The sequence below is a fragment of the Parapedobacter tibetensis genome (assembly GCF_024704835.1).
GTDB lineage: Bacteria > Bacteroidota > Bacteroidia > Sphingobacteriales > Sphingobacteriaceae > Parapedobacter > Parapedobacter tibetensis.
In genome coordinates, this window is the sequence record NZ_JAMXBE010000003.1 from 45,725 (window position 1) to 63,939 (window position 18,215).

Sequence of the window (18,215 nt, forward strand, 5' to 3'; positions counted from 1 at the left end):
GAGATTTAGATGTTTTTGGATTTCAGGAGAATGATCAATTGATCATTATGTACGAATTCGTTGTTTGTGATGGCCAGTATCTTGCCCTTGGGGCTTATCCAAACGTAGTGCGGTATGGCCGAATGCGGGAATCGCTTGATGAGGTATTCATCATAAACGATCGATGGCAGTGAGGCCCCGCCCTGTTCGGTTAAGGTAGTTCGATAGGTATACGCTACTTTTTCGTAGGTATCCCGCCTACGCTTTACATTTACCAGCATCACAGCAAGCTCATCCGAAAATTCGGCTTTCAGCGCTTCGAGTTTAGGGAGATTATTACGGCAATAGCCGCACCATGTGGCCCAAAAATCCAGGATGAGGAATTTGCCTTTGTATTGTTCCAGCGACATCCACGAGGTGTCACCGTTGTGGTAAACCAAATGCTTCGTTGTCCAGAATTCAGCAGGTACCCGCGCGCCCACTTGGAGTGTCTGCGGTTCGACCACCCCTGCCTCCCGCTGCGCGTCCGTTTGTGCATACAGGCCGGTAGCCGAAGTGAAAAGCAGAAAAGCAATCACCATCACCCCCAAAGCGAGGCCCAGCCCGCTACGGGCTGGGGCCTTCGCGTGGGTACAAACACATGATTCTTCACTGTTCTTTCGACAAGTGCGTACAAATGGGCCAAGCTGCCACGGGCTTCGAGCTGCCCCCATCCTCCATTGCGATATTCTTGCCCTACCTTTGAGCCACGTATTAGCCACGTATAGGCCACGTATTAGCCACCTTTTATATCGTGTGAGGTGGGTGTATGATGCCCGAGTAATCCCTGAGCAAAACCTATCTATTATCCGGCGATAACGAGGGACAGCACCGTGACGCACGCGATGCACGATCCCAAGGCTCTCTCCGAGTTGGGTTGGGAGCTCAGACTGGACTTGAAGCCACCTTGATGCCACCTTCAACGCACCTTGTTCGCATTCCGGGGCATTGAGTGCGCATCGAGTTGGCTTGGAGGTGGCATCCAGCTCCGAAGCCGACCCCAAGCGGCCCCCAACATCACTCCACCCCGATCCATGCCCCATCCCTTGCATATCCGAATGTGCCTTTCTCCCGTAGGTGTGCCGTGTACCCTTCGGTAAAGTGTCGCTTTTCGGCCTTTTTACCGAGATATACACGGGTATCACAGGGATATGGCCCGAATGAGGGATAAGGGAAGGCGGGCTGAAACACGGGATTGGCTTAGCTTTCCGAAGACCAAGCACACCAGCGCCCGACTTTCTCCTGCCCGTGTTCTGCCATCTCCCGTGCCGTGCGCGGGGCGTATGCGGCACGCATCCGTGGTTTTCCCGCATACAGCCCGCATACGCCCCGATAAATTCTCGGGAGATGGCAGGAGAAAGTCCGAAGAAAGTCCGAAGAAAGGCAGGACGTGTTCGCGAGCTTTCTGCATAAGTATCCCACTTATCCGGTGCGTATTGCAGGTGTATGTGGTGAGTTGGTCGTATTTGCTTGAGGCAATACAAGCCCCTTAAGCGTAAATTTTGCTTCATTAAATATCAGATTGAGTGAAAGAATAATCGGTTAATCCAAGTGTTCTTTCACATCAATCCGGCGCCTTGACTATATTTTTGTAAAGATTGGAGGTTGGCTGTACCCAGGGCCGGGATCGAACCGCTATTGCGATTCCTCCTTTTGGAGGCCTGTAGCCGGTTAGTTGATGTTGTTTAAGTGGTACCATAGGTTTTGATGTTTATCAAAACCTCGTTAACCAACTGTAGCGAAAACTCCCGAAGGAGCCGGGCCACTCTTGGCTGTCTACACAACGGACCGCTTAGGACGGCGCTGCCGAAGCAGCCACTACCCGAGGGCAGCACCAGAACACAAACCGCAAGTTGACCCGGATCCCCAGGATATGGGGTGTCCGGGTGCTCACCTACGCCTCTGTGTTCTTAAAGTTCCTAAGCTTTGTGTAGAACGAGGCTTTTGTGAGCACCCACTTTACATTCTTTTAATGGGTGTCAAAAATACTGATTTTAATTTAACTCTCTATTTGTCGTTATTTTTACTATAAATTTTAAAAAAATTGATTCGGTTTACTAATTTTTTTATCTTTACAAAGATAATGGCAATTAAATAACGTGCCAATCTAAAAACCTAATAATCTTATCAGTTTTTTAGATAAACCTTAATTACGATGGATGTTAGCACAAAATTAAAGCTTCTCAGAGAACGACATTCCTACACACAAGAATTTGTCGCAAGTAAGCTTGGAATTAGTCAATCGACATATTTTAACTTGGAGGCTGGCAATACAAAACTTTCGGTAAAGAGAGCGGCTCAATTGGCTGAGATATATGGTATCCCTGCTAGCTTTTTCTTTGATAATGCTTGCACCTTTACCAATTACAATATAGGAGACTTTAGTCGTACAATAAACCGTTCTGAAATTAGTAATAGCGATTTAAAAGACATTAAATTGCTATATGAAAAGCTTTTACAAGAGAAGGATCTATTGATTGACTTCTTGACCAACGAGCTTAATGTGTGTAAGAAAGAAAAGAAAATTCTGTCCGAGTTATTGAATGTAAAATTGGCGCAAAACATCTAATTGGACAAAATTGACTACTTTTATCCAATCAAACTTATATAACATAAAATGGCTGAAACAATCTTTAAAGGACTGCGTGTAGAAAACAACTATGACATTGACCAAGTTGCGGCTGAATTAGACATAACTACTGCTGAGTATGAACTAATAGAATCTGGTGTGGCCAAGATTTCTTACGAACAGGCTGGCAAATTAGGGAAGTTTTATGGCATAGATCCCAAACATCTTCTGGGCGTGTCTGAAAGCGTGAATTATAATATTGGCAGGTATAGTCGAACTATTTATGCTCAAAAGTATTACGAAAAATCAGAAGAGTCAGAGACTAATAATAAAGAGTGACACGATTGACAGGATACTCCAAGGCGGGGCCGAAATCCATTGCGTGTTGTACAAGGCGGCATTGGTTTTGATGGAAGAGGTGAGGAAGTTGAAATCCGGCAAATAATGTAAAACCTAATCCCATGGAAGCCTTTACCTCCGAGCAGGCGCTACTGAAACTGCTGTACTTGGTCATCCGTGATATAACAAAGAAATGGACCATGCCCATCGGTTGACCATCTCGCAATTGTTTATTAAATTTGGGGATAGACGATATTCAGCAAGCTCATGATTTGAGCCATGATACGTCAATACTTCTTTGCCTTCTTCCGGCAATCTTTCGTTAACGCTTATCCAGTTCATTGCTATAATCTTTAATATACATATCGAAAATACGATAGAATTCATCTTTTGACAAAGGGCTTTCTTTTACCAATTCGACGCAATCGGTTGTATGTTCCGCACTTGGCCGGAAGCTAAACGTAGTCTTCACCCCACTTGTTCGTTTTCGGCGATTGGCCAGCTTACGGATAAAATTTTATCCAACCATTCATTGGAAGACCCACTTGGAGAAACTTCTCCATTAGGGGAATTATATAAAGAAAATGCCCAAGTTTTGTTGCTTGGTGTGGGTTTTGATGTTTGTACCATGCTGCATCTTGCAGAACAATTGGCATGGCCCAATAGACTAAAAAGGAAACAAGCATCCCCAATAATAGAGGCCGATGAGCGTAAATGGAAGGTTTATGAAGAGTTTCCTTTGATAGATTCCAGACATTTTCTGACCATAGGTAAACATATGAAAAAAGAAAAATTAATGGGTGAATTTCCAATCGGGATCGGAGTTGGCAAGATAATATCTGCTAAAAAACTAGTTGATTATGCAAAAACTTTTTGGGAATCTAATGAGACGCCTGATAATCTATTGTAAATCAAATATTAAATGTTAATAAATAATATTAAAAATTTTCTAATTTCTAATAGCTACATAAGCCACGTTAATATACGTTGATTGTTCGTAGTGACTAAAATATATTATTATGCTGTCTGAAAATAAAGAATCATACTATCCTTTGCTTTTTCCTTATGCTTACAATATTCTGGGAATCGTCGAAGATGCTGAGGATGCGGTACAGGACATCATCATTAAGCACTTAACAGGAACCGCAACTGATTTGAGGAACGAAAAGGCTTATTTGATAAGGAGTGTGATCAACCATTCCATTAACAAAAAGAAAAGGAACTCAAAAACTGTTGGTGCAAATTGGCTTCCTGAACCTCTCGAAACCCGGGGAGCAGATCATTCCATAAACAGTCGTGAAATTCTGTCGTATTCCCTTCTCGTTCTCATGGAACGTTTAACGCCGAAGGAGCGTGCCGTCTATATATTAAAGCAAGCTTTTGATTACTCCCATGATGAAATAGCCGGTGTTTTTTCTTTTACAGTTGGTAATTCAAGAAAATTGTTCAGCAGAGCGAACAGCAAGCTTGGCGGGATACGTCACGATGAAAAGCGAAGTGCATTTTTTGACCCAAATGTTTTGAATGATTACATATCTGTAATTAAAAGTGGGGACATCGCTTCTTTAGAAAATATGCTTTCAGCTGACATTTTGGTGACTGCAGATGGTGGAAGCAAATTTAATGTGGTCAGCGAGATGACCTGGGGCATTGCGGATGCTTCAAAATTGATGCTATATGTCTATGAAAAATATCAGCAACATTTTTCTATTGAACAGGTTTTTTTCAACCATCAACCGGCACTGCTCTTTTTCGATAAAGGAATCCTCATCAATTGCCAGGTATTTGAATTTGCTGCAGCTAACATGAAGATAAGACGCATATACTCAGTAGTTGACACGGATAAATTAAAAAATATAAAATCGTCTTAAAATACCCGTCACGTTTGACTACCGTTGATTGTCTTGTGTATATAAAAATTAAGAAATTATGTACGAAGACATCAAAAATGGAAACGACAGAATACTGTTCTTTTCCGGCAGCAACCACAGCGCATCGATAAACCAACTGGTCGTATCGCATCTGGCCAAAACAATAGGTCAAGACCAGGCGAATACGATTCATCTTAAAAGTTTTCCATCACCGGTTTACTCATTGGAAGATGAACAAACTACCGGTATTCCGGATAAGATAACTGAATTAGTAGATCTTCTTGACCAATTCGACAAGTTTGTTGTTGCCGTGCCCGAATACAACGGCTCGGTACCAGGTTTCTTTAAAAACACACTCGACTGGATTTCACGGGCGCGGAAGAATTACCGTGTATTTCAAAACAAAAAGATATTCTTAATAGCCGTTTCTCCTGTAGGTGGGGGCAGTTTCGCATTAAAACATGCAGGGGATATATTACGAAGGTTGGGTGCGGAAATTTTGGGAGAGCAGACCATTGGCAACTTCAACCCATCGCAGTTTAACGGAGACATCGATAAATCCGAATTTTTTTCAGAGCTGCAAGGTATGGCATACTCAATTAGCGATCATTTTTATAAAACAAAATAAATGTCCGAAATGAGCAAATCTAAGACTACGGCCAAGCATAAACAGGTTTTTATACTATGGCTTGCTATTTATCCATTAATTACATTGATCCTGTTTCTGTTCGACGAACATCTGATGCGGTTTGTATTACCGGTTCGAACTTTAATGCTCACAGTAGTTATTGTTCCGGTTATGGCCTATGTAATTACGCCATTTTATTATAAGCTCTTTGCCAACTGGTTTAAATAAATCAAGTATTTGTCACGTTTTATAGCGCCTTTTTGTCTTAATGGCAAACCATGTTATTAATAAAGCATAAAGCAAATTAAATATACACTTTTAAAAAAAATAAAATCATGATCACAGTAATTGTAACTTACACAGTAAAAGAAAGCTATGTCTCAAAAAATAAAGAAAACATAGCAGCGTTCCTTGAAGATTTTAACAGGTTGGACGCAGAGCGCTTCGGGTATACCATCTACCAAAAGGAAAATAAAAACACCTTTGTGCATATCTCTGAGTATAAAGATGAGATTATTCAAAAAGAGTTGCTCAATATTCCTTCCTTTCTGTCCTTTCAACAGCAACGCGATCAAAATCTGGAAGTTGAGCCTACTATCGAAATGTTAGCTATAGCTGGAAGCTCAGGAGCCACGGCAAAGAAGTATTAAATCTTAAGCGTTTACGTATCGTATCTAATCGGGCCTTCATGCAATTTGGAAGCCCAGATTAGATATTTACCAAGATTGAGTATAATAGTTCATAACAGAATTGTCCGTTTGCAGGAATCGTATCCAAAATATTAGGAACCATTATTTTCTTGAACATTGATCGTCTGGGGAGAAAATGATAAGCTATTTTCAAAAAAGAACTATATTTTTTCTAGCAACACACCCTTTACAAATTCATACGCATCAGCTATAGGATAAGATACCCCTGGCCTGAGAAGGCCTTCCATGTCACTTCGGAAATCTGTATCTATTAATTTCTTCTCCATATTGTCAAGAAACTCCTGTCGGGAAATGGTATTGCCCTCCCGCTCCATGTAAAACTGCCAGGCCCGTATAATCCGGGCCGGATCAACATCAGTCTTGATCATCGCATGCCACATATCAAACAAGTCCCGTCCTTTGCGTCGCTGATAGAGAGCTCTTAATTTAGTGCCTAACAGTTCCGTCAACTCATACGTTGGAATGGAAACTTGCCCGGTATACCATGGAGATTCCATTGTATAAGCTGTCTCCTGAATGCCATAAATGGTGTGGTGCTCTCTGCAATTGACCTCGATTTTCAGACGCAGTGGTACTCCTTCCTCTGTCCTCTTGCCAAGGGACCTTTTTACGCCATGCGGTGATGTATGCCTTTGGTACCATTAATCTGTCTCTACTGTTGTATTAGGAACTACTTTCCAATCGTTGCCAGTACCCATGTCTGTTGTATCCATTTGTGGCCTCAGCAGTACTGGAAAATGGCTAACGGTTTTCAAATAGGATTTTAAAGGGGCGCTCAATTCGCTCAAGCCAAGTACTTCTTCGAGCAAAAAACCCAGTCGCTGTATAGCTGTGACAGGAGAATAACGCTCGGCGGTTTCGAGCAACTTATCGGCACTCATGATTTCTGATAGCTCTTCCATCACGGTAGCAACCCGCCCCAATCCACCTACACGGTCGTGGTAATATACCAAGTCAAGGGCGGTTAACTCAGGCGATGAAATATTCATGTACCCGGTCTCCACCTTTTTCTGTACGATATCTTGTGCCTCCCATTCTTTTTTGATGAAAAATCGGATATTTAGGTTATCCTTTTTGATATCACGGATACTGGGTTTGGCAGTAATAACGGCAAATGATTGTGGCTGTTGGTGGGCTGCGCCATGATACGCCGCTGCATTCAAAAGGCTTACATAATAGTCTCTGTCAAGGAATGCCATTAAATCAGCAACAAAAAAAGAAGGGGGCGGTATCCCCTTACTTCTATATTCGGGCGTTACGATGACGTAAAACTCATTTCGAACTAATGCGATTTCATGTTTTTCTTTCAATCGGTACAATGCCTTCTTGATGGCTTCGTCTGATTGCTCAAACTTGTTACGCACTTCTTGCAATGAAAAGGCATACCTTCCACGGGAACGAAGCTCCACGAGATAGTCTTCTAAATATGCGTAACTATTCTTCATGTTAAGTTTACATCTGCAAAAAGGGATAAAGTTCGTCCCTTTTTGCAGATGTAAACTTACAAGTATTTTTCGTAATTACAAACAACGCCTCTTAAATCCTATTGCTAGGGCTTACACACCTTACACGCCCATACCCATTCTTGACGGCCTCTTTTTCTTCGTGGTCTTGATCTGGCTCTTCTTAAGGTATTGGCATCCTGCCTTGTGGTACTTCTCCCCTGTTTTGGTGATATACACCGTGGCGTCCTTTTGCTCGGCGGTGGTATAGGCCACTTCCCTACCCTGCACATTCGAAGCCGCAGGCAGCAGGAACCCCAAAACGAGGAAAAGGTAGACGATACGCTTACGCATGATGGTTTTGTGTTTGTTCTCTATTGACGGTTAATGGTTAGTGAATTGGGCTATTGATTATATGATGTTATTGATTAATTAAATGTATTTACTTAGGCCTATTGGTTTATAATGGTCGTTATAACATGCAAGGTAAGACATCGGATTGAGAATTACAAATTTTGATTACCCAAAGGTAACCGCGGGAATGGTGATGGCATTACGGGAAACCGGAAATGCGTAATAATCCTAAATCAGCACACCGATTGGAAAAACTCGGCCTATGGATATATAAAGGAGTCCGGATTATGATCCTAATGCGTAATTCGTTGGTTATTTCGACAACATTCAATTACTTTGTAACATGGCTTTATTAACCATCAAAGTTCCGCAAAACGCTAAATCCCGCATTACCGAGTTCGTGAAGGAACTTGGCGGCGAGGTTATTTTGCCTCGCTTCCATGCAATCGGTGAACGCAGATTGGGAAAGAAGCATTAAACTTGGGGGTTGAAGTTTAATCAGTGGCTAAGACGGTTTATAGAGGCGATGAGTTTACGGATTTGTCCTAGTGCGTCCTCAAATGAAAGCGTCGTTCCGTCCGGTGCATAAGACATGCCCCCGACAAAACGGTTATATTCCGACCGGTATTCCTGATCGCTATCCAAAATGCCCAACATAATGTCGAACTTTTCCCGGATGGATAGGCCGGTGATGGTGACTGATCGATAATCATCCGCATCGAGTGTCTTGATTAGTAAAGATTCGAATGATGGATGTGCCAAGGTGCGGTCGCTCAATATAGCTAAATCATGGATATGGCGTACAATATCGGGATCGTCATCGTTCTCGCCACGCACCCTGTCAGGTATCCTCCAGACCAAAGCACTGATTTTGTCGCAGGCGTTTTCTACCGGATCGAGACAGGCTATGGTGCCAACTTCGGGCTCCCGCTTCGCAACGTCATGGAACAATGAACTCACCGGATGGTACGAGGCTGGCAAAATCAGATCAGCTACGGTAAACTCAACCTTTAGGTGAGGTCTTAACGCCTCCTGCTTACTGAAAAGTGTCGGATAGGTTAGCTCAAGAGCAAAAAACCGATTGCCATTCCGCGCCGTCACTTTTTTCGGATCTACTTTCAAAAACTTATCCACACATTGGATGACTGTTGCCTTGAAACCGGAAAGTAGCTTGCGTTGGCGTGTAGGGCTTTCTGCCGCAAGGCTTGGCGATACAACCCGGTAGTCAACGTCCTCACTGAACCGCTGGAGCAACCGATGGGCTTTGGAGAGCGCCGTACCTCCAGAAAATATCAATTGGAAATCACGATGGGCAACGGATGCTAGCCGGGATATAATCTGCGTAACGTACCAGTCTTTCTCGACAAATGCCGGACGGATCCCCATGAGGACGGCGACCTCTTCGATGATGTCCTTATCTGGAAATCCGTTCATATCGGATGGACACATCTTTGAAACCAATTTTGCGGCTGACCCTGCCCGTTACGCCAATCAACCTCCCCGTAGGAACCTGGGTGGAGCGACCAGCTTCATAATCCAGCTCGGCACGAGTAGGAATGACTTTCTCACCCAATCGATCCAGCGCCTCTTTGGCTAGCACAGGTATAGGGCTGATGGGTAGGACATCACCTGTCAATGCCGACACCCGCGCTTTCGCGTAGAGTCCATAACCGATCTTCACGATTTTTCCCTGTGCTACCAATTGCCTAAGCGCCCTGCCCACTTGGTCATAACCTCCCAAATCCACGAAGTCTTCCCGAAGCAGGACACTGGACTTTTTGCGGGTAATCCTAGCAAAAATCCGATTAACTATTGAACGCTTATTTTCCATTGTATTACAGTCACTTTCAATTACAAAAATACGACATTTAGTTAGAACATACAAATGTATGTGAAATCCTGAACATCCGAAGCCGCAGGCAGCAGGGGCCTCGTTGCTTCCCCCTATTGCCATCCAAAGGTAGCTGCTGGAAATGTAAGGCATTACAGGAAGGCGGAAGGTAGTGGATTTGGATAAAAGGGTTGTTTGATAAATTTACATTTACGACATTCGTTAGCAAACAATATAGCCATAAAGCTAACAACCTCATGGAGAAGACAGTTGCCGGCTACCGGTTCTTTAAGCAGCACTGGGGCAATTGATATGCAACCGAAAGTTGAGGTGATGGTTTGATTGGCAGCGTGCCGACAATTAACCTTTAGCTTTTGTTTACGATTTCCGTAATAAATCGCAATCAAAAACTTGTATTCTAATTCTTTCATATTCAAATACAATTTACTATGTTTGTTAGCAAATAGTCACTGAAAAATATAATGAACCAACCTACTAAATTTGAAAAGCAACTTTTTGCCGATATCGTTAAGTTGATTGAAGAAAGCAAGCAACAGCTTGCCCAAACCGCAAATAGCACACTAACTTATCTTTATTGGAGAGTCGGCAAACGTGTAAACGAAGATTTCCTTGCCGAAAAAAGAGCAGCTTATGGACAACGAATCATTGCAACATTGTCAGATGGCCTAGTACAGCGATACGGCAATAACTTTTCGGAGAAGAACCTTAGACGAATGATGCAGTTTGCCTCGGTTTTTTCGGACGAACAAATTGTCGTATCGGCGATACGACAATTGAGTTGGACGCATTTCATTGCGTTGATTCCATTGAAAAGTGAACTTCAACGGGAATTCTATTTGGAACTATGCAAAGCGGAAGCGTGGAACGTAAAGACGCTCCGAGATAAAATAAATAGCATGCTCTATGAACGAACCGCCATTAGCAAACAACCCGATGAATTAATCAAGCAGGAACTGCAAGCACTTCGTGAAGAAAACAAAATGAGCCCTGATCTCATCTTTCGAGATCCTTATCCATTGGATTTCCTAAATCTAAAAGACACATATAGTGAAAGGCATCTAGAGGATGCGATCTTGAGGGAACTGGAGCGGTTTATCCTCGAATTGGGACAAGGGTTCAGCTTCGTGGAACGCCAAAAGCGCATGATTATCGATGGAGAAGATTTCAAATTGGATTTGCTGTTTTACCACCGGAAACTCAAGAGGCTTATTGCGGTCGAGTTGAAATTAGGTCGCTTCAAAGCCGCCTATAAAGGCCAGATGGAACTTTATTTAAGATGGTTGGAACGATACGAAATGGAAGAGGGTGAAAACACACCATTAGGACTGATTCTTTGTGCCGAAGGCAACCACGAACAAGTGGAACTCCTTCAACTCGATAGAGTCGGCATCAAGGTTTCCGAATATCTTACCCAACTACCGAGTAAAAAACTGCTAAAGGAAAAATTACACCAAGCTATTGAGGTGTCCAAAAAGCACATCGAGAATAAGCTTAAGCAGGAAGATAAATCCTAACGCAACGATGCCGAGTCAAAGCCGGAATAGCTTGGGTTTTCTTTTATCCGAAGCCGAGGCAGCGGATGGAAATGTAAGGAAGATTACGGGTAAACAGATTGAAGTTTTAAGATGCCAAAGTTCTATGAATATTTTGTTTGATTGTTCTATTTTATTCAAATGAGCACGAACCTATCCATGTACATGGAAAATACAATGGTAGGGAGAGCAAAGCGGAGATAATCATAGAGAACGGTGTAATTGTTGCGATAGCCATCAAAGAAGTACGGGGCAAAGCCCCACTTGACAGTAGAACAATGAAGAGGTTTCAACGGTTGGTAGAGGTAAAGAAGATATTGTGAAGAAATGGATTGATTTTTTTGTATACAACCGAGAAATTTCGGCGGAAACAATACAGCTGTTGAGGCTCTCATTGCGCCACTGGATCTGTATCAATTGATACACTTTAGAAAGGTTGTCAGCACAGGGCTGATAAATATATTCCAGCTTCCCGTGTAATTTGCCTATTTACGTTTTGCACATCTTTGCATATTATTTTGTATTTTTGAAGATAAAAGGATTTCATATGCAAACAACATATCGTTTAAAGGCAAAAGACATCAGCATGTCACTCCTCAAATCCTTGAAAACCTTATTCGAAGGACAGGAAGTGGAGATTATAGTCAAATCTGTTGAGCAAAAAAAAGGAAATTTGACAGCCGATGCTTACAACGGATTATTGCAGATGGTAAAAGATAATCGCCAAAAAGCACCGGTAGTGCCCCAGGATATAGACATACGAGGAATGATTGATGATGCCCATAACCCCGAAGGGCTCAGCGAAGCTAATCCTGGGAATATCTGATATGAATTATATAGATACCGATGTTTCGGCTAAGGTGAAATTCCTAACCGAGCGCTTTACTGATGCGTTCCCCATCAATGAAGTCATCGAGATAACGGTTGTTAAAACAACCCCTATCCTCGCACCGAGCTACTTGTTCTTCCCCGATACCACGGAAAGCAAACAGATTGAAAGCGCCATGGAAACGTATGGGGTAAGGCCGGAATCCTCAAATCTCCTCAAGGATAAGTGGTAGCTAACCAGTTGACCTATTATATCCAATAGTTTTCGTATTTTTGTATTTCACAGCGGAAAGGAGGCATATATGTATTCAGAAGCACGGAAATTACATTTAATTGAAGAGTTGTTAAAAGTAAAGAGCGATACCGTTCTTGCCCAGGTGGAGGTCGTTCTAAAAAAAGCGAAAAAACCGGTTAAAACCCAAAGGCTTTCTCAGAAGTACGCTGGTTCGTTAAACCTAACCGGTGATCAATATGCTGATTTTCAAAACCAAGAAACGGAAGGACGCAAAGAGTGGGAAAGGGATATTTGATTGATACCAATACGGCCATTGATTACCTGGATGATAAGCTGCCGCAAAAAGGCATGCAGTTTATGCATAAAGTGATCGACAACGTACCCCTGGCACCTGTCATTACTAAGATCGAAGTTTTGCGATATAATGCACCTGAAAACGCCTACAAGGTCTTAACTGATTTTATGGCAGATAGTACCGTGCTTGATTTGGACAACCAAGTCGTTGATGAAACCATTACAATCTGTAAGACCCATCGCATTAAACTACCTGATGCCATCATTGCTGCTACAGCTTCTGTATTTAAGCTACAGTTATTGACCAGAAACGTGTCAGACTTCCATCATATAAAAGGGTTGAAAGTGGTAAACCCACATGACTTGTGATGTGAGGATTTTTGCTGTTTTAAAGTTGCAGCAATTAAACCATGCTCATGCTAGTTTTCAATTATTTCCGCAAGTCTTTCTTTAGCCCAATCATTTTCAGGATTTAATTCTAAAATCTCATTAAATTTTTTGATTGCTTCGCTTTTAAGTCCTACACTGAGATAGACATCAGCAAGAGTACCTAAGGTATGCCATGATTCTGGATTATTGACCACCATTAATTTTAATACATCAATAGCGTGGTTATATTCTTTGGCTGTACGGTATTTACTTGCCAAATTATTCAAAAGACGACCTTCAACATTTCCATCTCCACCGCACGTGGTATTATCATTGTCAAAACAGCCGGTTCATTCATTAATAAGTACTATGTCCCTGTATTTGATGCAAGGACATTATTGAAGGAGATGCAGGAGCCAGAGAATTGAATAGGTTCATTGGTCGTGGAGCCCATCGCGAAGGCCATAGTGCTAAAGGAAGAACTGGATATACGGGAACTTGGCAAGCTAGCTAGATATTAGGCACAACATTTAAAAATATTCGAAATTGAGCACGGTGTTGTGATTTGCTTTATTACTCATGGCGTGTTTATTTTTCAACGGCATTCGTGAGCTCCCTATGGTCGGTTCTTTGATTTATTGATATTGGCAACAGCTGTCATCATAACATCATTAGCCAAAACACTATTGAGTTGTTAAAAATGTTAAAAGGCTATCAGTATGACCGTTGGCGTGATAGATTTGCCATAAGTAAACTTAACTATCGACGCTATGACAAACTGGCCAACCCTCGGGATAATTTGTATCGCCATCATCTCCTCGGCAGGAAGCACCAATAAAGCCCACGCTGTTTCGCCAGACAGTTGCCTTATTGTGGGTGAACTGATCGGTGCAAAAAGAAAGAATGTCATCCTCTTCAAAGCGAGTGAAAGTCCATTGGTTCATCGGATAACCATACCGGTGATCGGGAATGCATTTCGCTACAAAATGGAAAGCAGCCACCCCGAGGCTTATATGGTGGTACCTGAAGACGACTTTTTGGAAGGGCCGATGAGGCCAATGATCATCTTCACCGAAGGTACCGTAACGTTAAAACTTCATCCGGTATCGCGGTATGAAGAGAACCGGGTCAATGGCGGTTCGCTGAATCAAGAATATCAGCGATACCAAGCAAGCTTGCGCCAAACATTTAGGGAAAAGTGGGCAACGACAGTTCGACTTTGGGAGGCTGTAGAAGCGGATAGCCTGAAAAAGGATGAAGCATTGGCCTTGGATTCCGTATTGAGGAGTGAGACATTGGATTGGGAATTTCAGTATGTATCGAACAACCGCACGTTGGTTTCGTACTACATCCTGAAAAACTATGCGATGCTTAATGCGGATGAAAAACACATTTTTTCGCGGGTTAAGGAACTGTATCCGGCTTTTGTGTCTGCTTTTCCGAACCATCCCTATACTTCCTTGATTGGATTCATCGTGAAAGGTAAAACCTCCCTCGAAGATGAAAGACGCTTCATTGACTTTGAAGCGGAAGATCTTGAAGGAAATGCAGTGGATTTGCAGAGTCTTTTGGCGCCCAAAGCTACCTTGATCAATTTTTGGGCATCGTGGTGCGGGCCCTGTATTATCAAAACACGGACGATGCTCCCTATTTATGAAAAATTTAAAAATAAGGGATTTGACATCATCAACGTGGCAAGGGAATTTGACAATACCGATGCGCTAAAGAACCTACTGGAAAGGGAGAATCATTTATGGAAGACGAACCTTGTGGATCTGAACGGCAAATATTCGATATGGGAAAAATATACGATCAATACGCGCGCTGGTATGATGGTGCTGATAGACGGCTATGGCAACGTACTGGCCGTGGATCCGACAGCCGACCAAGTAAACGACATTCTGGCAGGTCTAGCGATGTAAAAAAAGGTGTTTTTGGTATATTAGATAGATGCGAAAACAAGCTTACGCGGCACTAACCTCGGGGAAAATAGAACGTAACGTTTGGGGAGCTGCTGAACGACGCCACCAAACAATACCGGCAGGTAACTTGTTGGGATTGGCAAGGAATCAACATATAAGCATTATGGCAACATGGATAAAAGACGGCGCGTTCCATCTAAACGAAAAGCTGGGATTAGGCGGCGGGCCGATAGGCACCGCATTCGAGAAAATAACGAAGGACAACGCCCTGGAAATCTTAGAGAAAGCATGGGATTCGGGCATCCGATACTACGATACCTCACCTTGGTACGGACTAACTAAAAGTGAGCGTATTTTTGGAGAATACCTAAAAGATAAGCCCCGTGATGAATTCGTGTTTTCGACGAAAGTGGGCAGGCTATTCCACGAGGTGCCCGACGATGAAGTGCCGGAAACCATGTGGCTGGACCCGCTCCCTTATGACTTCCGCCATGATTATACAGGCGACGCCGTCAAAAAATCCATTGAAGACAGTCTTGAACGCACCGGATTAGCGCATATCGATATCGTATATGTGCACGATCTTTCTGAAGAACAGGTCGGTGACCGCTATCCGCACTTTCTCAAGCAGGCTACAGCGGGTGCATTCAAAGTATTGAGTGATTACCGCCGCCAAGGCATCATCAAGGCCTGGGGGATGGGAGTCAATACGATTGAGTCCATCCTGGATTGCTTGCAAACGGCTGATCCGGACATCTGCCTTTCGGCGACACAGTATTCCATTATCGATCACGAGGATGCCGTGGACCGGTTATTGCCTGCGGTCAGGAAAGCTGGGGTGCAACTGGTATCTGGCGCTGGATACAATTCGGGCTTCATCGCCGGGCGTAACCGCTATAACTACAAGGATGTCATACCCAAGGGATTTGAGGAGAGGAGAAATCATATCGATGTCATCGCCCGGAAACATGGTATTGATATCATAGCGGCAGCCCTCCATTTTGTTCTTGCGGCGGATGAATTCGTGTCAATCATACCCGGAGCAAGTAGCCCGGAGCAAATCGAATCGAATGTCCGGGCACTGCAAACCGAGGTACCCCTTGCCTTCTGGAAAGAACTGAAAACCGAAGGGCTGCTTTATGCGCAGGCTCAGGTGCCGGAATAAAGGAAGCGAATATGCCCGAAGTGCTATAGTCATTATCTCCACAACATGGTACCACTTGCAGGTTCAGCGTTGTTTTGTCCTTCGGCAATGATAGGAATGACATCTTGCGAAGGATCGTTGCCGACCTTGTACGTTTGGCCGTTAGCAGGAATGACATTTAAAATCCATTTGCCTTCATCAAACGTAGCGGGATAGTAATCCGCTGCCACCAGTAAGTTTTTACCATCTGGAGAAAAGACCGCTTCGCGCTCGGCTCGATCGCTTTCCGTTACTTGCACCAAGTCGCTGCCATCGCTATTCATGAGGTATATATGTTTGTCTATTCTTAACGAGATTTTTGATCCATCGCGACTGACATTCAAACCTCCCCATTCGTTGTAAGCCATTTCCTTAACGGGCGTGATGGATGTATAAGGCGGGTCGCTCCTGAGAACATATTTATCCTGGAACGTAAATAGTATGCCATTGCCAGGCAGCCAGCGTACCTTGTCGCCCAAAGTTAGCTCTTCATCATTCACGCGGGGCAAATGATGCATGACATTACCATCTGTATCAATAATCACAATACCGTGATCAAAATCGGGCTGAATCAGGATACGCGATCGATCCGGGGACAACAAACCGGCAATGTTTCGATCTTCTCCGTTGACCAGCTTATACTCGAATTCTTTTATCAAACTATTGTCGTTTGTATTGATCAGCCTGAATTTCACCTTGTCGGTAGCCCCCGCAATCTGCTCGGTTTCCAGTCTGATCTTTCCATCCTGACTCACATCCCAACCATTAAGCGAATAGTTATTATGATCGAAATAGATGGTTTTGCTGTTCGTCGCTAAATCAACCTGATAAATATGCTCTCCGAAATCGTAAAGTAGCTTACCGGACAGCTGATGACGCTGTGGTCCTGAGGTGTCCCCGCCACTACTACAAGCGATCGACAAGACGATGCAGGACAGCAAGCGTATGGAGTAGCGCAACTGCTTCATAATACAAAAATACATATTCAAAAATACATTTTTTTGCTTTCTTTATAAAAATAAGGACACGGTGAAGCAGGTTTGGTAGCAATGTGCTCATAGGCGTACCGGTTAATTGTTAGATTATTCAATTCCAAAATACTGTTTTAACATATCCAATAGTGGGCTTAAGCCGCTTTCTCGTTCCGTCTTCCAGACGAGTTTCATATCCAGTTGATTCGGCACATTTTTAAGTTCAATCGCTTTAATATTCAAGTTAAAACCTTTGATGGTAGATTTCCCCATCATGGTTATACCCAATCCTGCTTCTACCATACGAAGTACGGAAGATGTATTAGGTGAACGATGGGCAATATTGGGAGCATAACCGTAACTGTTGATTATTTTGAGAATTTCCTCCATATATCCAAAACCCTCGGCCTGTGGATGTAATATCCATTTTTCTTTTGTGCAATCTTTCAAATCCTTGAAATTAGATTGATCTATAAGATGGTCTTTGGGGAGAATCAGCAGGTAATTTTCTTTATAGACTATACTACTGGACAGCCCTTCAGGAACAAATGCATTAGGAACGAAACCAAAATCTACCTCGTTGTCCGTCAACTTATTAAAAATGAGTTCATTGGTTCCCTCCACTAAACTGGCCTTTAAATTAGGCACCTCCTTTTCCATATAGCGTAACAATGCCGGTAAAACGGAGTGCATAGCAGAGCTGGCATGGCCGATACGTATTTCACCAGCTTTTCCGGTGTGTACCTGAGCCGTTATTCTGATCGTTTGTTTGAGTTGATGGATTAGTTTAAAAACCTCATTTTTAAAGTAAACTCCAGCAGGTGTAAGCTTAATCTGCTTTTTAGTCCGATCAAATAATTCCGCACCAACCTCTTCTTCAAGTTGCTGTATCTGCCTGCTCAATGCGGGTTGGGCAATATAAATTTGTTCCGAAGCTTTTCTAAAATTTAGGGTCTCGGTCAATATCAAAAAATTTTCGAGTTGGGCAATGGTCATATTTATCGATTAAAATTATTGATCGGTTAATCAAAATTAAGTATTTTTCTTTATCAATATGTAGCTTTTACTTTGTTTTCATAAAGACTATTAATGAAAGCG

The 18,215-nt window shown here is 42.9% G+C and carries 25 protein-coding genes and 2 pseudogenes; 16 read left to right on the forward strand and 11 right to left on the reverse strand.

Features of this window, described 5'->3' with window-relative positions:
* Window positions 1-5: 5 nt before the first annotated feature.
* A complete protein-coding gene (locus tag NF543_RS05160; RefSeq protein WP_257667044.1) occupies window positions 6-1,529 on the reverse strand; it encodes a TlpA disulfide reductase family protein in 1,524 nt (507 codons plus the stop codon).
* Between the two features lie 644 nt (window positions 1,530-2,173).
* Between NF543_RS05160 and NF543_RS05165 the strand changes: the two genes are divergently transcribed.
* Entirely contained in the window at window positions 2,174-2,587 is a 414-nt protein-coding gene (locus NF543_RS05165) for a helix-turn-helix domain-containing protein (RefSeq protein ID WP_257667045.1), read from the forward strand.
* A gap of 48 nt (window positions 2,588-2,635) precedes the next feature.
* The gene (locus NF543_RS05170) at window positions 2,636-2,926 is read left to right on the forward strand and encodes a helix-turn-helix domain-containing protein (RefSeq protein WP_257667046.1); all 291 of its coding nucleotides are present in this window, start codon (window positions 2,636-2,638) and stop codon (window positions 2,924-2,926) included.
* A gap of 264 nt (window positions 2,927-3,190) precedes the next feature.
* On the opposite strand, the pseudogene NF543_RS25620 reads toward NF543_RS05170, so the two are convergent.
* Window positions 3,191-3,313: pseudogene (locus tag NF543_RS25620) on the reverse strand (DUF551 domain-containing protein); the annotation flags it as partial.
* 46 nt (window positions 3,314-3,359) lie between these two features.
* On the opposite strand from NF543_RS25620, the gene NF543_RS05175 reads away from it, so the two are divergent.
* From NF543_RS05175 to NF543_RS05190, 5 genes are all read left to right on the forward strand, one after another.
* Complete coding sequence (locus tag NF543_RS05175) at window positions 3,360-3,836, forward strand: AAC(3) family N-acetyltransferase (protein WP_257667047.1); 477 nt, start codon at window positions 3,360-3,362, stop codon at window positions 3,834-3,836.
* 109 nt (window positions 3,837-3,945) lie between these two features.
* A complete protein-coding gene (locus NF543_RS05180) occupies window positions 3,946-4,797 on the forward strand; it encodes a sigma factor-like helix-turn-helix DNA-binding protein (RefSeq protein WP_257667048.1) in 852 nt (283 codons plus the stop codon).
* A gap of 58 nt (window positions 4,798-4,855) precedes the next feature.
* A complete protein-coding gene (locus tag NF543_RS05185) occupies window positions 4,856-5,425 on the forward strand; it encodes an NADPH-dependent FMN reductase (protein ID WP_257667049.1) in 570 nt (189 codons plus the stop codon).
* A 9-nt stretch (window positions 5,426-5,434) separates the two neighbouring features.
* The gene (locus NF543_RS25640; RefSeq protein WP_505560196.1) at window positions 5,435-5,653 is read left to right on the forward strand and encodes a putative antibiotic biosynthesis monooxygenase; all 219 of its coding nucleotides are present in this window, start codon (window positions 5,435-5,437) and stop codon (window positions 5,651-5,653) included.
* A 107-nt stretch (window positions 5,654-5,760) separates the two neighbouring features.
* The gene (locus tag NF543_RS05190) at window positions 5,761-6,075 is read left to right on the forward strand and encodes a hypothetical protein (RefSeq protein WP_257667050.1); all 315 of its coding nucleotides are present in this window, start codon (window positions 5,761-5,763) and stop codon (window positions 6,073-6,075) included.
* A 200-nt stretch (window positions 6,076-6,275) separates the two neighbouring features.
* On the opposite strand, the pseudogene NF543_RS05195 reads toward NF543_RS05190, so the two are convergent.
* From NF543_RS05195 to NF543_RS05205, 3 genes and pseudogenes are all read right to left on the reverse strand, one after another.
* A pseudogene (locus tag NF543_RS05195) lies at window positions 6,276-6,740 on the reverse strand (nucleotidyl transferase AbiEii/AbiGii toxin family protein); the annotation flags it as partial.
* A gap of 36 nt (window positions 6,741-6,776) precedes the next feature.
* On the reverse strand, window positions 6,777-7,580 hold the full coding sequence (locus NF543_RS05200) for a type IV toxin-antitoxin system AbiEi family antitoxin domain-containing protein (RefSeq protein WP_257667051.1): 804 nt from the start codon (window positions 7,578-7,580) through the stop codon (window positions 6,777-6,779).
* Window positions 7,581-7,700: 120 nt separating this feature from the next.
* Window positions 7,701-7,931, reverse strand: coding sequence for a hypothetical protein (locus NF543_RS05205; protein WP_257667052.1), 231 nt, complete (start codon window positions 7,929-7,931; stop codon window positions 7,701-7,703).
* A 343-nt stretch (window positions 7,932-8,274) separates the two neighbouring features.
* On the opposite strand from NF543_RS05205, the gene NF543_RS05210 reads away from it, so the two are divergent.
* Complete coding sequence (locus NF543_RS05210; RefSeq protein ID WP_257667053.1) at window positions 8,275-8,409, forward strand: hypothetical protein; 135 nt, start codon at window positions 8,275-8,277, stop codon at window positions 8,407-8,409.
* Window positions 8,410-8,429: 20 nt separating this feature from the next.
* On the opposite strand, the gene NF543_RS05215 is transcribed toward NF543_RS05210, so the two are convergent.
* The 3 genes from NF543_RS05215 to NF543_RS05225 all read right to left on the reverse strand — a co-directional run bounded on the left by NF543_RS05215 (window position 8,430) and on the right by NF543_RS05225 (window position 10,193).
* A complete protein-coding gene (locus NF543_RS05215) occupies window positions 8,430-9,365 on the reverse strand; it encodes a nucleotidyl transferase AbiEii/AbiGii toxin family protein (protein ID WP_257667054.1) in 936 nt (311 codons plus the stop codon).
* Window positions 9,346-9,762 carry a DUF6088 family protein gene (locus tag NF543_RS05220; RefSeq protein ID WP_257667055.1) on the reverse strand — a complete coding sequence of 139 codons (417 nt, stop codon included), beginning with the start codon at window positions 9,760-9,762 and terminating at the stop codon, window positions 9,346-9,348. The genes NF543_RS05215 and NF543_RS05220 overlap by 20 nt, the downstream gene beginning before the upstream one ends.
* A 152-nt stretch (window positions 9,763-9,914) precedes the next feature.
* Window positions 9,915-10,193 (reverse strand): hypothetical protein, encoded by a 279-nt coding sequence (locus NF543_RS05225; protein ID WP_257667056.1) that lies wholly within the window; start codon window positions 10,191-10,193, stop codon window positions 9,915-9,917.
* Window positions 10,194-10,244: 51 nt separating this feature from the next.
* Here NF543_RS05225 and NF543_RS05230 point away from each other — a divergent pair, with 51 nt between their 5' ends.
* From NF543_RS05230 to NF543_RS05255, 6 genes are all read left to right on the forward strand, one after another.
* Window positions 10,245-11,297, forward strand: coding sequence for a PDDEXK nuclease domain-containing protein (locus NF543_RS05230; protein ID WP_257667057.1), 1,053 nt, complete (start codon window positions 10,245-10,247; stop codon window positions 11,295-11,297).
* A gap of 137 nt (window positions 11,298-11,434) precedes the next feature.
* Window positions 11,435-11,638, forward strand: a complete 204-nt coding sequence (locus NF543_RS05235) for a DUF4160 domain-containing protein (protein ID WP_257667058.1) — start codon at window positions 11,435-11,437, stop codon at window positions 11,636-11,638.
* A gap of 224 nt (window positions 11,639-11,862) precedes the next feature.
* Window positions 11,863-12,141 (forward strand): hypothetical protein, encoded by a 279-nt coding sequence (locus tag NF543_RS05240; RefSeq protein ID WP_257667059.1) that lies wholly within the window; start codon window positions 11,863-11,865, stop codon window positions 12,139-12,141.
* 1 nt (window position 12,142) lies between these two features.
* Entirely contained in the window at window positions 12,143-12,376 is a 234-nt protein-coding gene (locus NF543_RS05245; protein ID WP_257667060.1) for a hypothetical protein, read from the forward strand.
* A 69-nt stretch (window positions 12,377-12,445) separates the two neighbouring features.
* A complete protein-coding gene (locus tag NF543_RS05250; protein ID WP_257667061.1) occupies window positions 12,446-12,673 on the forward strand; it encodes a hypothetical protein in 228 nt (75 codons plus the stop codon).
* Window positions 12,655-13,041: a type II toxin-antitoxin system VapC family toxin gene (locus NF543_RS05255; RefSeq protein WP_257667062.1), complete on the forward strand. Its 387-nt coding sequence runs from the start codon at window positions 12,655-12,657 to the stop codon at window positions 13,039-13,041. Before NF543_RS05250 ends, NF543_RS05255 begins: the two co-directional genes overlap by 19 nt.
* A 50-nt stretch (window positions 13,042-13,091) precedes the next feature.
* On the opposite strand, the gene NF543_RS05260 is transcribed toward NF543_RS05255, so the two are convergent.
* Window positions 13,092-13,319: a tetratricopeptide repeat protein gene (locus tag NF543_RS05260; protein WP_257667063.1), complete on the reverse strand. Its 228-nt coding sequence runs from the start codon at window positions 13,317-13,319 to the stop codon at window positions 13,092-13,094.
* 492 nt (window positions 13,320-13,811) lie between these two features.
* Here NF543_RS05260 and NF543_RS05265 point away from each other — a divergent pair, with 492 nt between their 5' ends.
* Together NF543_RS05265 and NF543_RS05270 are read left to right on the forward strand one after the other, a co-directional pair.
* Entirely contained in the window at window positions 13,812-14,963 is a 1,152-nt protein-coding gene (locus NF543_RS05265; protein WP_257667064.1) for a TlpA disulfide reductase family protein, read from the forward strand.
* Between the two features lie 163 nt (window positions 14,964-15,126).
* A complete protein-coding gene (locus NF543_RS05270) occupies window positions 15,127-16,128 on the forward strand; it encodes an aldo/keto reductase (RefSeq protein ID WP_257667065.1) in 1,002 nt (333 codons plus the stop codon).
* 32 nt (window positions 16,129-16,160) lie between these two features.
* Here the strand turns inward: NF543_RS05270 and NF543_RS05275 are convergent, their stop codons facing one another.
* Window positions 16,161-17,114, reverse strand: a complete 954-nt coding sequence (locus tag NF543_RS05275) for a TolB family protein (protein WP_257667066.1) — start codon at window positions 17,112-17,114, stop codon at window positions 16,161-16,163.
* A 114-nt stretch (window positions 17,115-17,228) separates the two neighbouring features.
* The gene (locus tag NF543_RS05280) at window positions 17,229-18,113 is read right to left on the reverse strand and encodes a LysR family transcriptional regulator (protein WP_257667067.1); all 885 of its coding nucleotides are present in this window, start codon (window positions 18,111-18,113) and stop codon (window positions 17,229-17,231) included.
* Between the last annotated feature and the right edge of the window lie 102 nt (window positions 18,114-18,215).

What these genes read in the sequence shown, in the direction of transcription:
- NF543_RS05160 (WP_257667044.1), bottom strand. Translation starts at nt 1,529, where the DNA reads ATGAAGCAAAATTTACGCTTAAGGGGCTTGTATTGCCTCAAGCAAATA.
- NF543_RS05165 (WP_257667045.1), top strand. Translation starts at nt 2,174, where the DNA reads ATGGATGTTAGCACAAAATTAAAGCTTCTCAGAGAACGACATTCCTAC.
- NF543_RS05170 (WP_257667046.1), top strand. Translation starts at nt 2,636, where the DNA reads ATGGCTGAAACAATCTTTAAAGGACTGCGTGTAGAAAACAACTATGAC.
- NF543_RS05175 (WP_257667047.1), top strand. Translation starts at nt 3,360, where the DNA reads ATGTTCCGCACTTGGCCGGAAGCTAAACGTAGTCTTCACCCCACTTGT.
- NF543_RS05180 (WP_257667048.1), top strand. Translation starts at nt 3,946, where the DNA reads ATGCTGTCTGAAAATAAAGAATCATACTATCCTTTGCTTTTTCCTTAT.
- NF543_RS05185 (WP_257667049.1), top strand. Translation starts at nt 4,856, where the DNA reads ATGTACGAAGACATCAAAAATGGAAACGACAGAATACTGTTCTTTTCC.
- NF543_RS25640 (WP_505560196.1), top strand. Translation starts at nt 5,435, where the DNA reads ATGAGCAAATCTAAGACTACGGCCAAGCATAAACAGGTTTTTATACTA.
- NF543_RS05190 (WP_257667050.1), top strand. Translation starts at nt 5,761, where the DNA reads ATGATCACAGTAATTGTAACTTACACAGTAAAAGAAAGCTATGTCTCA.
- NF543_RS05200 (WP_257667051.1), bottom strand. Translation starts at nt 7,580, where the DNA reads ATGAAGAATAGTTACGCATATTTAGAAGACTATCTCGTGGAGCTTCGT.
- NF543_RS05205 (WP_257667052.1), bottom strand. Translation starts at nt 7,931, where the DNA reads ATGCGTAAGCGTATCGTCTACCTTTTCCTCGTTTTGGGGTTCCTGCTG.
- NF543_RS05210 (WP_257667053.1), top strand. Translation starts at nt 8,275, where the DNA reads ATGGCTTTATTAACCATCAAAGTTCCGCAAAACGCTAAATCCCGCATT.
- NF543_RS05215 (WP_257667054.1), bottom strand. Translation starts at nt 9,365, where the DNA reads ATGAACGGATTTCCAGATAAGGACATCATCGAAGAGGTCGCCGTCCTC.
- NF543_RS05220 (WP_257667055.1), bottom strand. Translation starts at nt 9,762, where the DNA reads ATGGAAAATAAGCGTTCAATAGTTAATCGGATTTTTGCTAGGATTACC.
- NF543_RS05225 (WP_257667056.1), bottom strand. Translation starts at nt 10,193, where the DNA reads ATGAAAGAATTAGAATACAAGTTTTTGATTGCGATTTATTACGGAAAT.
- NF543_RS05230 (WP_257667057.1), top strand. Translation starts at nt 10,245, where the DNA reads ATGAACCAACCTACTAAATTTGAAAAGCAACTTTTTGCCGATATCGTT.
- NF543_RS05240 (WP_257667059.1), top strand. Translation starts at nt 11,863, where the DNA reads ATGCAAACAACATATCGTTTAAAGGCAAAAGACATCAGCATGTCACTC.
- NF543_RS05245 (WP_257667060.1), top strand. Translation starts at nt 12,143, where the DNA reads ATGAATTATATAGATACCGATGTTTCGGCTAAGGTGAAATTCCTAACC.
- NF543_RS05250 (WP_257667061.1), top strand. Translation starts at nt 12,446, where the DNA reads ATGTATTCAGAAGCACGGAAATTACATTTAATTGAAGAGTTGTTAAAA.
- NF543_RS05265 (WP_257667064.1), top strand. Translation starts at nt 13,812, where the DNA reads ATGACAAACTGGCCAACCCTCGGGATAATTTGTATCGCCATCATCTCC.
- NF543_RS05270 (WP_257667065.1), top strand. Translation starts at nt 15,127, where the DNA reads ATGGCAACATGGATAAAAGACGGCGCGTTCCATCTAAACGAAAAGCTG.
- NF543_RS05275 (WP_257667066.1), bottom strand. Translation starts at nt 17,114, where the DNA reads ATGAAGCAGTTGCGCTACTCCATACGCTTGCTGTCCTGCATCGTCTTG.
- NF543_RS05280 (WP_257667067.1), bottom strand. Translation starts at nt 18,113, where the DNA reads ATGACCATTGCCCAACTCGAAAATTTTTTGATATTGACCGAGACCCTA.